The organism is Xanthomonas sp. AC360, assembly GCF_979258225.1.
This window is the reverse complement of sequence record NZ_OZ409846.1, coordinates 2790182-2803631: the sequence shown is the minus strand read 5'-3', so window position 1 is coordinate 2803631 and position 13450 is coordinate 2790182. Positions and strand designations below refer to the sequence as shown.

The following is a 13450-nucleotide window of genomic DNA, read 5'->3' as shown; positions in this document are numbered from 1 at the left end:
AACGTATACGTGGACACCATCAGCCTGGGCGGCAGATTCTGCTTCCAGGCGACTAGACATCGATAAAAAATCAAACGGCAGGTTGCGCAATCAGCCTGCCGTCTTTGTCTGCCAGCCATCACACCTAGCACTCCACCGCCGCAGGCCATTGCACCTCGTCCAGCACCTGTGTCACCTGCGTCGCCAGTAGCTCCAGACAGACCGCCAACTCGTCCATACAAATGGCCGGCTGTCTCTCCTGCTCTTCGGCCTGCGTGCGTGGCTGCGCCAGGCGCGCCAAGAAGCGCATATGGTCACGCAATTGCTGCAAGCGGTATTGCGCGCCTTCTGGCAAGTAGTAGCCCGGGTGTGACTGCGCATCTCGTAAAACGTCCGACATGGCCTGCTCCTCATTCCATGGAATCAGCCTGCCCGCCGCAATGCGACGGACGGGAAGTCGGGAGGCTCGAAACCGCGTATAGCCGGCGGGCGTATTCCCCTTGCGGGTGTTGTATTAGCCGCCCTCCCGACGCAGGCATCGCATCGGTTGCGCCCCTAAACAAGCAGGCACAAAAAACCCACCGGTTTGTCGGAGGTGGGTACCGCTATACGTGGAGTTTCGAGGCTCCGTGAGGAGATCGTGCTACTGGCAAGGCTTGGCGTCAAGGCTAGCCGGGAATCGCGTCAGTGAACTTACCTGCGAGCCGACCAGAGCGCGTGTCATCCACCAGCTCGGCGGCACCGCCACAAGACCAGCCAAATCGCGCAATTGGCGCAACCAATCAGATCTTTCAAATCCCTTCTACGTCCATCCCGTGCTCGGCAAGCCATGCCTTGCGCTGCGCATAGTCCGGCATCGCACGCTCCAACCGTAGCCAGAACGCCGGGGTGTGATGCGCCTCATGCAGATGCGTCATCTCATGCACCAGCACATACTCAGCGATGCGAGCCGGCAGAAGGATGGTCTTCCAATGGAAGTACAACCAGTCGCCCTTGCCACACGAACCCCAGCGGTAGCCCAGGTCCTGGACCTTTACGCCCGCCGGTGCGACTTCCATCCGGGCCGCATGCTCCACCATGCGCGTGGAGAGCCAGGCTTTGGCACGTACCCCATACCATCGGATGAAATGCTCCCTGGCCTCGGGCAAGGCCTGCGACGCCAGGCAGAAACGCCCGGCGGCCAGTTTCAGCGGCACGGTCTGGTCGGACATCATCTTCAGCCGGTAGCTCCGCCCTAGATAAAGAAAGCCCTCGCCGCCCACGAACTCCTTACGCGGCGCATGGCGTTGCAGACGATCCTTCTCCGCCAACCGGGTGTAGATCCAGAAGCGCTTTTCCTGCACAAAGGCACGCAACCTGGACTCTGCCACGTCCGGCGGTGCAGACAACACCAACGCGCCATCACGCTCGACGGTAATCTCCATCGTCCGGCGGCGCGCACTGTGTCGCACCGTGAACAGCAGATCGTCCACCTGCAGACTGGAGGCTGTCATGGCTGCTCGCATGGCATCACACCTGCATCAACCGCTCATGGCTGGCACGTGCCTGTTCCATCAGCTTGTCGGTGAGCAGCCCCGCCGCAGCTTCGTCCATCAGCGGGGGACGCAGCCGCATCAGACGGTCGAACAGCAAACCATTGAGCTGTTCCTGTGCCGCGCGCTTGTGCAAGCTCCAGATATTGCGGTTGCTCTGCAGCTCCTGCACCAACAGCTCGACCAGCTCCACGGTCACGTCCATCAACCGGAGCAGTTCCGTCGGGGGCGGCTCGCGTCCGGCACAGACCACGTCCATCACCGTGCGAAGAAACGGCGCGCAGTGCTCCGGCACACCCGCTGGCGCATCGGCAACACCGGCGCTGCCGTTGCGCACATCGTCCACCAGTGCCTGCAGCTGAGCAACCTGCTCGCTCCATTGCTCACCCAACGCCCGCAAGATCTCGTTCAATCGCTCGGAAAGCTTGCGGTACAGCACCGGGTCCTCGTCGGCGTGCTTGCGGATATGCGAGCGCACCGCGTGTTCCATTTCCGAAGCCTTGGCGCGGTCATTCGCGGCCCGGCTCACATGTGCATCGAACTGGGCATCTGTCAGCTGGATCGGCGCAATCTTCGGATCGATGCCCAGAGAGATCACATGGTCATCAATCAGCTTGCGCACCTTGGCGCCCACGTCCTTCCCAAGCACCGGCGTGTCCTTGTAGCGATTACGGGCGCGCGCATGGATATAGGCCAGGCGCTTGGCATCGGCAGAGAACGGTAGGCCTTCCGGACGTGGCAACACCGTGTCCAGCGATCCAAGAAAGGCTTTGAGCTTGACCACGAACTCCGCTCTGAGCTTCTCGTTACCTAGTGCATCCACACAGGCCTCGGTGTCGGCTAGTGATGCGATGCCCCGTTCGCGGAACAGATCAACCACCCGTCCATGCCGGTCGCGTAGCACCGGCACCTCGTCCTTCAAGCTTGCCAATGCGCCAACCACATCTTCGTCGGCGTAGGCAGCCAGCGCTTCCTTCAGGTGCTGGGCCACACCGTAATAGTCCACCACGATGCCGCGGCGCTTGCCAAAGCCGGTGCGATTGACGCGCGCAATGGCCTGCAGCAACTCGGCCTCGCGAATCGGCCGGTCCAGGTACATCACACCGGCGATCGGCGCATCGAATCCCGTCAGCAGCATCGACTTGACCACCAGGAACGCCAGCGGATCCGCCTTGGTCATATCCGGATGCAGCAGCGGCTTCTTGAAGCGTTTGATCAGGGACTCGTGGCCTGCATTGTCGGTCCAATGCTTCCAGGCGGGATCGTCGTTGTTGCTGCCGGAGATGATCGGCGCAAACTCGATACGCGCCAGCACCTCACGATAGCGCCAGGCCTGCACCACTGCCCGCACCTTCGGCAGCCGCAGGCACAGGGCCTCATCATCCATCGCCTTGTCCTGCGGGCTCAGCGCATCCGCCTCCTGCAGCAGCTCGTCGCGTGCAGCTTTCAAGGCGACGAAATAGCGAGTGGCAGCCAGCCGGCTGTAGGCCACCACCTGGGCCTTGTAGCCATTGGGCAGGATGTTGGCGACGTAATGGCGCAGGATGTCGCGCGCCTTGTCGGCAATCAGCGCCGGCGCATCGAAGATATGACCCTTGGTGGCATACTTTTGCTTGATCGCTTCCAGCTCTTCCGGCGTGTGCTGGCGGAACAGATCCTCGAACAGTTCGTCCAGGTCCGCGCCATCCTTGATAGCGCCGTTGGCAGTACGTCCTTCGTAGAGCACCGGCACCGTCGCTCCATCGGCCTCGGCCTCCTTGATGGTGTAGCGGTCGATGAACTCACCGAAGATCTCGTGTGTGCGCTTCTTCTCGCCCATGATGATCGGCGTGCCGGTAAAGCCGATGCGCGCGCAGTTGGGCAATCCGGCCAGCAGGTTGGCATGCAGGTCGCCGGCCTGGGTACGATGCGCCTCGTCCACCAGCACCAGGATGGCGTCGTCATCGTTGAGCACCTCGAAGTGCTCCGCAGACGCTTCGGCCTTGCCGTACAAAGCCGGCGCCTCCTTGACCGCGTGCCCAGCACCCGGCAGATCCTCGGCCTTCAGCGGCGCATCGTTGGCGGTGTCGCCATCGCGATACTTCTGGATGGTGACGAATACCAACCCCGGCCCCTTGCGCCGCGCCAGGGCTTTCAGATCTGACGTGCTGTTGGCCACCTCCACCGTCTCGCCGGTGAGCGTGGCGGTCACGGACAGCTGGCCTTGCAGGTCCTTACGGTCGGTGACCACCACCACCTTGAAGCGTCGCAGCGCCGGCTCGGCGCGCATCTTGCGCACCAAAAACACCATGGTCAGCGACTTTCCCGAGCCCTGGGTATGCCAGATGATGCCGCCACGCTGATCGCTTTCGCCATGCTGCAACCGGGTCTGGCCGCGCTTGAGCTTTGCGATCGCACGGTTCACCGCACGGTATTGCTGATAGCGACACACCGATTTGATGGTCTGCCCGCCCACCTGCATGAACAGCAGGAAATGCTTCACCACATCCAGCAGATTCGCTGGCGCCAGCAGGCCGGCAATCAAACGCTCCTGCGCGTTGAGCTTCTGCTTGCCGAAGCATTGCGCCGCCTCCGCCTCCGATCCTGCGCCGTCCGGCCCCACTACCGTCTTCCACTGCGCGAAGTGCTCGAAGCCCGCACCGATACTTCCAACCCGCGCCTCGTCCACGCAACTGGCCACCAGCAACTGGTTGGTGGCAAACAGTGCCTCGTTGCCCTCGTTCTCGTCCACTTCCAGCGCGGCTTTGCGCTGGTTGCTGTAGCGGCGCAACTGGTCCACGGCCTCGCTCAACGGCTCGGGGACGGACGGACTCTTGCACTCCACCACCACCAGCGGGAGGCCATTCACCAGCAACACCAGGTCCGGCACGATGAAGGCCTTGGCGCTGTTGAAGCCGAGCGGGCAGTCCACGCGGTACTGGCTGACCACAGTGAAACGGTTGTTGGCCGGTGTGTCCCAGTCGATATAGCGGATCGTCTGCCCGCGCCCACCATCCCAGCCGGCCAGCCCTTCGACCGTCAGGCCCTTGATCAGCAGCTCGGTGGCTTGCTGGTTGGCCTCCATCAACTTGTGCGCGCCCAGGCGCGTGATCGCAACCACTGCGTCAGTGAGGCGGGCGTCGTCCAGCCAGGGCTTGCCGTCCGGCCCCGGATTCAGCGCCAGCAGGTACTCGCGCAACAGGGCTTCCTGAACGACCTCGGCGAAGCCGCTCCGTCCCGTGACGGCGGGGTCGTCCAGGCTGCCGGCCAGATGCGTCCAGCCCACCGCCTGCAGCTGCGCCACGAAAGGCTTCTCAACGTCTTCCAACTCCCAACCCATCAACGTCTCCCTGGCTGGATGCAGGCATCCATGAACATCCCAATATTTCCCAAAAACTCCCAAAAACTCCTAAAGAGCCCCAAAGCTTCCCAAAGCGCCCAGTTCGCCTGCCGACCACCGGTCAGTCGTCAGGTTCGATGGTGTAGTAAGCCGAACGGCGTGTCCCATGTTGGGACAGCCGCCCTTGCTCCCTTAGCTGCCCCAACAGGGCTTTGGCCTGATCGGCGCCCAACCGGCACAACTCCATCACCTCGGCACGGCGGATCTGCCCGTGCTGCTGCACGTAGTTCAGCACCAACTGCGCGTTCTGCAGGCTGGTGAAGCCGGCTTGCCGGGTATAGGCGGCCTTCTCGCCCTGGCGCTGATACACGGCCGCCGACAAGGTGTAGCTCCGCCCACGGGTCTGGCCGTGCGCCTCGATCAGGCCGGCCTCGGTCAGCGCCTCCAGCGTGCGCTTGGCGCTGGCCGGGTCGCGCTGGATGCGCGCGGCCAACTCGTCGGCGGTCACACGCTTGAGCTCGCGCAACGCGGCCAGCGCGATCAGGCTGTCGATCGGCAGTTCGCCATTGCTGCGCCGCTCCTGCTCCACCACCATCCGGCCGAAGTCGAGATCCGCCGCACCGGTATCCAGCCGCACCACCACACTGTGGCTATCCGTGCGGGAATAGTCCGGCGCCGGCCGGCCGAAGCGCAGTAGGCCGCGATAGATCGTGTCGACCCCGCGCCCCGAGCGTTCCACCACACCGATGCGCTTCATCGCATCGGCAAGTGCGCGGTTGCGTGGACGCGGCTCGGTGGTCAGCAGGTTGTCCAGCGTCACCCCGTCGACCAGGCCGCCAGGGTTGCTGACCACCAGCGCATCGTTCTCCAGCCGCACATGCACCGCGCCCAGGCGGTGGTAATCGCGGTGGATCAGCGCATTGGCCACTGCCTCGCGGTAGGCGCCCATATCGACCTTGGGAACCGGCACGCGAAACAGGCCCACCTGCAGTTCTTCCTCCGGGTTATAAGGGCGGAAGTTGGTCTCCAGCCAATCGATGGCCTGCAGCAGCGGCACGCGGCGGAACTCGTTGAAGCGTACGGCCTGCTCGGCCAGCACCTGAAACGCAAACTCATGTGTGGCCACATGCTGGCGCAGCGCCTCGACGCGCCCGATTACCAGCAGACCGCACAACGTCGGCACGCGGCGGCCGTCGGGCTGGCGCGTCGTGAAGCCCAGCGCGCCGTCCAGCGCCTCGTCGTCCAGCTCAAGCAGCACGCGGTCGCCGCCATACTGTTGAACGGCCTGGCGTAGACGCTCACGCTCCAGCGGATCGAAATCCGACAGTTGCGCGCCGGCCACCGGCTGCGCCGAGGCATCGACCAGGCCAAGCTGGCCGAGGCGGCTATCGCGTTCATGCGGCAGCATCGGCACGCATTCGGGCGTGCCGTCGTGCTTCAGCCGGCGGCGCAGATAGACGCCAGCGGCGGTGGACACCACCGTGGCGGCCTTGGGCACCACGATCCGCGCGGTGGATACCCCGTCAATCTCCACCGCCTCCACCTGCACCGCGATAGCCGGCGAGGTGCGTGCGGCAATCAGGCCGGGCAAGCCGACCAACTGACGGTGATCCGCATGTAGGCCGGTCGGCCTGCCATCGTCTTCCACGCCCAGCCACAGCTCGCCACCGTCCGCGTTGGCCAGACACACCACGGCCTCGGCCAGCTCGGTGTCTGACAGCTTTCTGCGGTCGCTCTTGAACTCGACCGTCAGCGATTCGGCGGCTGGCAGGGGGTGGGTCATGCGGTGGCGGCATCCAGCAGTGGAGTGACGCGAACGCGGCCGGTGAGGAGGTCGTCCATGAGGCCGGACTTGAGCTTCTTAAGCTTGGCAAACTCTGTAAGAGAATCCGCCTGCTTCATCTCCATAGACATTAGATATTCGACCATCTGATCCTGCTCCCGCCGCGACGGAAGCGCAATCTTGTAACTCCTGAAGAATGGCAACCCGATCGTCTTGATCGTACTCCCCACCGCAATCGCTTCAAATTTCGGCTTCTCACGTTGCAAGTAGAAATAAAGGAACAGGTCTTTCAGCTGATCACCGCATCGCCAAGCCATGAAGTGCTGACTAACTGCCATATCCAAAGCGAGAAGTGCACTTTTCCCAACCCCTGCATCACGAGACAAGATGACAGTTCCAGCCGGATGAAGAACCGCCGAAGAGTTTGCAATCCCCAAGGCAGTAATCGTCTTATCTGTCTCAGAAATATAGATGTCGTCCAACCGATGCGTATCGGCCAACGACACCCATTTAATGTCGCCATTCCAGTACGAGGACACACTTTTACTTGGCGTATGACCACTTCCTCGAACTGCAACCTCATCCAGCAACCGAACTTCCCACTCTTTCGGAATCCACCCCAAAGACGACGGCCCGTAGAGATGCGGCGCTTCGGACTGTGGCGGGCGCAGTTCACCATTGGAGTCGATGCCGCGCGTCAGCAGGCCGTGCAGCAGGCCCTGCTTGACGGCCTTGAGCTTGGCGATTAGCGCCTCGGTTTCGTGGATAGCGGTGTCGAGAGTGTCGAGGATCTCCGCGATCTTCGCCTGCTCCGACACGAGTTCGGGAATCTCAACCTGTGAAGCGAGGTACTCCTGGAACTTGAGATTGATGATGCCTGTTGTCTGCTGCTGAAGAGCCAGGATTGGTGGCTGTTTGTAGAACCAGAAAAGTTTCTGCAGAAGAAAGCGCGGATCGACCTGATCGCGTGATGGACGGAGCGTCTTGAAGAAATTCGAGCAGGTCGCAGGACTACCATGCGCTTCGCTGTCGAAATAGGCGACCCGACCAACGGGCTTCCCCGGTCCTCCACCCGAGCCTTCAAGCAAAATGTCACCCGTCTTGAGCATCTTAGACGTCAGTTTCCCAATTGGAAGGCGCCTTGCAGCGCCAGCGCCAACGATCCGACCTTCATCGTCGATATCGGTCGCACGGTAAACCACCGTATTTCCGGGAACCGGATCGGTTCCCCACTCTCCTGCAAAGGATGCGGCAAGGCACTCTGCGATAGTGGTTCTTTTCCAACGTTCAGACATATCCCAATCCCTTCAAGAACCCTCGCAGCGCCAGCGCCGCCTCATCGCGCTTGCCTTCGATATCCGCCAGCGTCACCCGGTACTTATCCCACCACGTCTCGAACGCGGCCACGACATCCTTGCGCTGCGCAGCGACGTAGCGCTCGACGATGGCGCGCATGTCGTCGTGCAGGATGGTCAGCAGCAACGCCGCGGCCGCTGCGTCGCTCAATGCATCGACCTTGCGATCAAGCTCATTGGAGAAGCTGTCCTTCTGGGCTTTGAGTTGCCTCTTGATTGCAGCAAGGTCTTTCTTCCAGCCTCTGAGCTGGTCCTCATCCACGGCCTCCTCATCCTCATCGGCCGGCTCTGCATCGCCGTCCTCGCCATCGGCGTCTTTCGATGCCTTGGGGTCGGCCGCCTTGATCTGGCTATCCAGTTCGGCCTTCTTTCCTTCCAGTTCGGTGATGGCTTCGACGAACTCGACCAGCAGAAAGCGCACCAGCTTATGGTCCAGCGGGTTGTCCTTGCTGGCCTTGTCCTCCAGTGCGGTGACGATGCTGGTGCGCCAGGCGTCGATGACGCCACGGGCGCCGCGCACCATCAGGGTCTGAAACTCATAGCGGGTCTGCACCCAGAAGCCGGCGATGATGCCGCGCACCTGAAACGGATTGAGCAGGCCGATTGCTTCCAGCGCTTCGCTGAAGCTGGCCAGCAATTCGTGGCGCAGCGCGACCAGCGCAGCGGCGTCATTCTGGCGCCCGGCCAGCGCGGTGATGCGGGTACCGTGCGCCTGCCACCAGGCCTCGAACGCGTCGCGCAACGCAGCCTCCTTCGCCTGCAGGCCGGGATTGCCTTCGACGGCAGGCTTGAGCTCGGCGCGGGCGGTCAGCGTCGGTGCGAAATCGAGATACGCCGCGTCACGCGCGACGAACAGGTCCTGCGGGTCCAGGCCATGCGCGGCGAACAGCGCGGCCTTGGCCTGCACCTCGGCCCTCGGCACGCCCCCGACCAGATGCGCGCGCACGTCGTGCGGTTCCGGCGCTGGAGCGTTGTCGGCATACCGGCGAATGTTTAGGTTGCAGCCGTTCTCCAGCAGCGTGGCGTTATCGACGATGGCGGAAAAGCCGTCGATGGCGCGGAATTCATCGAACGTGGTGACGATCTTCTCGATGTGCTCAGGCAGCAGGTAGTTCTGTGCGCGCCCCTCGAAATACTCTCGGTCGGCATTGATGAAGAGCACCTTGCCCCGGCGCTGTGCCGGCTTGCCGCTGACGCGGTTGCCGCCATGCTGCACCTGTTGACGCAATACCAGGACGCAGGCCGGGATGCCGGTGCCGTAGAACAGGTTGGGCGCGACGCCGATTACCGCTTCCAGCAGGTCATCGGCAATCAACCCAGCGCGGATGCGCGCCTCGTCGCCGCCGCGGAACAGCACGCCATGCGGCATGACCGTGGCGATCATGCCGCCATCGCGGGTCACGGCCACCATGTGCTGCAGGAACATCAGGTCGGCCTTCTTCGCGCCCAGCGGCACCTGGCCGTAGCGGAAGCGTTCGGGGAATTTCGGTGCCCAGGCCAGCGTACCATCGGTGTTCTTGTCGGCGGTGCCCCAGTTGATCGAGAACGGCGGATTGGTCAGCACGCGATCGAAGCGCTGCAGCTCGCCACCGGCGACATGCTGCGGCTCGGCCAGCGTGTCCTCGTTGCGCAGGTCGGCGGTGCTGATGCCATGCAGCAGCATGTTCATTTGGGAGATCGACCAGACCGTGCCGTTGAACTCCTGCCCAAATAGGTTGGCCTTGCGGCCGTCGCCGCCATGTTCGTCGATGTAGTCCTTGGACAGGATCAACATACCGCCCGACCCGCTGCAGGGATCATAGATGTCGTGATGCTGCTCGGGCTTGAGCAGCTGCACCATCATCCGTACCACCGAGCGCGGCGTATAGAACTCGCCGCCTTTCTTGCCGGCAGAATCGGCGAATTCGCCAATCAGGTATTCGTAAGCCGCACCCAGCAGGTCGGGGAACTCGAAATCCTCATTGCGCAGGCGATGCAGAGCGAAGTGGGTGATCAGCTGGCGCAGTTTGATGTCGGGGAGCTTGCTCTGTCCGACTTTGCGGGTGAAGTCGATGTGCTCCAGCACGCCGTCAAGGCTGTTATTGGTGTCTTCGATCCCGGACAGCGCCTTGTTCAGCGCGTCACCCACGTTCTGGTGGGCATCGTTGACCAACGTCTGGTAGCGCGAGATCCGCGGAACCCAAAACGCACCTTCGACCTTGTACCAGCGCGGATTTTCGGCAGAAGCGTTGGCTTGCGCCTCGCTTTCACCGGTGCGCTTGCGCTCGGCGATGACCTGCTCGCGGCGCTGCTCAAACACGTCAGAGCAGCGCTTGAGGAACAACATCCCGAAGATGTATTCCTTGAATTCGGAGGCATCCATCTTGCCGCGCAGGATGTCGGCAGCCTTGAACAGATGGCGTTCCAGTTGGGGGAGGGTCAATGGCATGAATCAAACTTCTCTTTAGTAATGCTTAAATTCGAGTGAAAGATCGGCATCAGTTTCGCCTCTCAGCACGGAATGACGGCGCTAGATGATGCGTTTTGTGCGGGCATCTCACTGCGACCATCAGCTTTCCTAGCAGGGCTTTCGTCAGGTTTCTGAAGCAAGGAACCAGACTGGCTTCAACGGCAGTTGTGTACGAGCAGTGTCACCGAGCTGTGCGTAGTGCGTCGTCCATAGCTCTACCAATTTCCTCGCATCGATCAGATTGATCCGCCGATGCGACTGCCTCGCTTCGTAATCAGCGTCTTTGGTGAAACCAGAAAGCGCAACGAACAAACCGACATCGCCCTCCCCCAGAACCGCCATAAAGCTGCGCAGGCCTGTCACATCGATCCGCGGCGAGTTGGCATTACGCTTGACCTGCACCTTGATGCGCGGCGGGCGGGTGCCGAGCGGGTCGTTGTAGGCAATGATGTCGGTGCCACCGTCCTTGCCGGGCGGTGCCACCCAGGCAACGTGATACCCCATCGCCCGCAGCAGCGAGGCCACGAGTTCCTGGAAGTCGTAAGGCGGCATCGCAGCGAGATAAGCCTCGATCTCGGCCCATGCCATTTCTTCGGCTTCTTCCAGCGTGATGCTGGCCGATTCCTCGGTGAGCTCTCCCTCGGGATCGTCGACCTCGTCGGCGACGGGCTGGGCGCTCTTCCACTTCTTGTACAGCTGCCCGACCGCGCGGATGAACTGCTCTGGGTCCGGATATGCGTCCAGCGCCGCTTCCCCCTCTGGCGTGAGGGTCCAGATGCCTTTGTCCTTGACCAGCCAGCCAGCCAGCCTTGACCGGCGCCACGGTGCTGAAGCGAACGATCTTCTCGAAGCGACGGCCGCCGGTTTCGTAGTCGCCCGCTTCGTACTCGGTGAGCACGACCTGCTTTTCCAGCGAGAGCAGTGCATCGGACGCACGCATGCCTTCCGGCTGAGTCTTGAGGATATGGAACAGCGCTCGGGTCAGTTCCCCCGTGCGGCGCCTGCTGATATTGGCCATCTACTTCCCCTGTGGCGCGACGTCGGCGCTAACGCCGTGCTTAATGATAGTCGTCTTCACGCTGATGCCTGACGGCCAAAACGGTGACGACCTGATCGCTTTCAACCTCAAACAGCAGCACGTAGCCACTAGCACCGAAGCCGATCACCAGCTCCCGCAAGAACGGATCTGCCACCCCCGCCTTGCGGCAACTCAATGGGGCCAGTTCAAGCACGGTGACGCCATCGCCGATGGCCTGCAGCGTGCGCTCGGCCACGGTGAAGTCGCCTTCAGCACGCTGTAGCAGCCAGTCGTAAAGACGCGCGAGATCTTCGCGCGCTTGCTGAGTGAAGCGGACAGAAAATCCCACCTTGGCTTAGCCCTTGCGCGCCTTGTCCAGTTGGGACTGCAGCCCGGTCAGCACATCCTTCGCGTCGATGTACCGGTCAGACGACTTGGCGCTGTCGCGCGAGGCCAACCCGCGGGCAATGAAGGCTTCCTGCTGCTGGCGCTGCTGAACCTGGGCGCGCACGGAGTGCTCGACGAAGCTGGACAGCGTCTCACCCTCCTGCAACACGGCTTCGGCCGCTTCGCGCAGCGCCGGGTCTACCCGGAGCGATGGAAGAGATGCGGATTTCATGGCCGGCCCAGTGCGTTGCAATTGCGATGCATCATCGCAAGCGAGCGCCGGCGCTTCAAGGTTTTCTTTGCAGACCTAAGCCGGCGATGTCGCAGCTACGCTGATGCGATGGCCCGTAGACGCTGAAGCACGACGCTTGCGCGTTTCGGTTCGGCGACCAATCCCTGCAACGCGTTCACAAAAGCCGGGTTGTCTATTAGCCCCACGAACACATCGGCGACCCACTGCCGAAGGTCTGCATGCTCCACGGCAAACTCTTCCACCAGCTCAGCCCGGCCATCGACGACATTGAGTACGTCCTCCAGGTCGTGACTGGAAAGGAAGTCGCTGTTGCCTCGGGTAACGAAGGCTTCGAGCTTGGTCGCGATGAATGCTGTCGCTGTCACCAAGCGGATGGACAGGCGATCGCTCAAGGCCACCACTTGGGCCGTCCCTACAGCATGGGCGTAACAGCGGTTGGAGAAGCCAAGCACGCCGGCATCCCCCGGCATCAGGTCGAAGAGGACGCCCGACGCTTCTTGTACCCAGCGGCAGACGACGCCGCTCTGCATCTCGCGCGCAAAGCCCTGCGATTCCACACGCGCCTCGATGCCGCGGAATCGGGACAAATCAAGATTGACCACCGCATCGACGTCATAGGTGGCGCGGACGTTTTCAGCCAATGGATCGGATAACAGCAGACCAACGACCGCCCCGCCGAGGAAGACTACGTGGTCGCAAAGTTCGCCCAGTGCATCCGCAATCACAAGCAGATGCGGTAGTTGGGATCATCAGACCGCATCGCCAAGCCTCAGCAACTGCTTGAGATAGCGCGCCGCCAGCGTGCGCTCGCGGGCGCGCCCGCTACGCAGGGCGTCCTGCAGCGCCAGCAGCTGGTGCAAGGCAGGGTCGGCAAGCGCAGCGTTGGGCGCACCAGCCGACAATGGCGACAAGCCGGGGCCTTTGGCCGTGCCCTGCGCGCTTGGCCACACCGGTGCCTCCCCTGGGGAACTGGCAATCGCGGTGGACAGTGGGGGCACGCCAAAGGCCGTAGGAATGCCACGCCTTAGCGGCCCGATGACGGCAGGAAAGGCATAACGCACGCCGTGGACCGCAAACTCGTGCAAGGCCGTGCGCACCGTCTCCCACTCGCCGCGGCTTTTTTCCAGCGCCAGGCCGGATGCCACCGCGCGCTTGACGCTGCGATGCACCTGAGAGGCGCTCATGCCTAGCGCTTCTCCAAGAGAGGCATAGGTCCAGGCCTGGCCCGCCTGGGCGACCTGCTTGTACAGCACGACCAGATCCTGCGGCTTCAGTTCCACAACCAAGTCAGCCTTATTCCATATTCCAGAATATGGAATATTCGGCGAACAAACTGTTTCTGCAAGCAGTCTTTGCTACACGCCGACCTAAACGA

9 protein-coding genes and 2 pseudogenes are annotated in these 13450 nt (G+C 62.3%); all 11 read right to left on the bottom strand.

The features are described from left to right. Positions 1-124 precede the first annotated feature (124 nt). Positions 125-379, bottom strand: coding sequence for an XAC0095 family protein (locus ACZZ0O_RS12105; RefSeq protein ID WP_323515313.1), 255 nt, complete (start codon positions 377-379; stop codon positions 125-127). Between the two features lie 391 nt (positions 380-770). Next, a complete protein-coding gene (locus ACZZ0O_RS12100) occupies positions 771-1472 on the bottom strand; it encodes a M48 family metallopeptidase (RefSeq protein WP_323523216.1) in 702 nt (233 codons plus the stop codon). A 16-nt stretch (positions 1473-1488) separates the two neighbouring features. After that, the gene (locus ACZZ0O_RS12095) at positions 1489-4830 is read right to left on the bottom strand and encodes a type I restriction endonuclease subunit R (RefSeq protein ID WP_463590864.1); all 3342 of its coding nucleotides are present in this window, start codon (positions 4828-4830) and stop codon (positions 1489-1491) included. Between the two features lie 121 nt (positions 4831-4951). Further along, entirely contained in the window at positions 4952-6613 is a 1662-nt protein-coding gene (locus ACZZ0O_RS12090; protein WP_463590863.1) for an ATP-binding protein, read from the bottom strand. Next, positions 6610-7908 carry a restriction endonuclease subunit S gene (locus tag ACZZ0O_RS12085; RefSeq protein WP_463590862.1) on the bottom strand — a complete coding sequence of 433 codons (1299 nt, stop codon included), beginning with the start codon at positions 7906-7908 and terminating at the stop codon, positions 6610-6612. The genes ACZZ0O_RS12090 and ACZZ0O_RS12085 overlap by 4 nt, the downstream gene beginning before the upstream one ends. Continuing rightward, the gene (locus ACZZ0O_RS12080) at positions 7901-10396 is read right to left on the bottom strand and encodes a type I restriction-modification system subunit M (RefSeq protein ID WP_463590861.1); all 2496 of its coding nucleotides are present in this window, start codon (positions 10394-10396) and stop codon (positions 7901-7903) included. The genes ACZZ0O_RS12085 and ACZZ0O_RS12080 overlap by 8 nt, the downstream gene beginning before the upstream one ends. A gap of 144 nt (positions 10397-10540) precedes the next feature. Further along, positions 10541-11435 (bottom strand): annotated as a pseudogene (locus tag ACZZ0O_RS12075) (restriction endonuclease). A gap of 40 nt (positions 11436-11475) precedes the next feature. After that, entirely contained in the window at positions 11476-11784 is a 309-nt protein-coding gene (locus tag ACZZ0O_RS12070) for a type II toxin-antitoxin system RelE/ParE family toxin (RefSeq protein ID WP_463590860.1), read from the bottom strand. A gap of 6 nt (positions 11785-11790) precedes the next feature. Continuing rightward, entirely contained in the window at positions 11791-12054 is a 264-nt protein-coding gene (locus tag ACZZ0O_RS12065; RefSeq protein WP_463590859.1) for a YlcI/YnfO family protein, read from the bottom strand. Between the two features lie 215 nt (positions 12055-12269). Further along, a pseudogene (locus ACZZ0O_RS12060) lies at positions 12270-12677 on the bottom strand (hypothetical protein); the annotation flags it as partial. A gap of 147 nt (positions 12678-12824) precedes the next feature. Continuing rightward, positions 12825-13355 (bottom strand): MarR family transcriptional regulator, encoded by a 531-nt coding sequence (locus ACZZ0O_RS12055; protein WP_463602948.1) that lies wholly within the window; start codon positions 13353-13355, stop codon positions 12825-12827. Between the last annotated feature and the right edge of the window lie 95 nt (positions 13356-13450).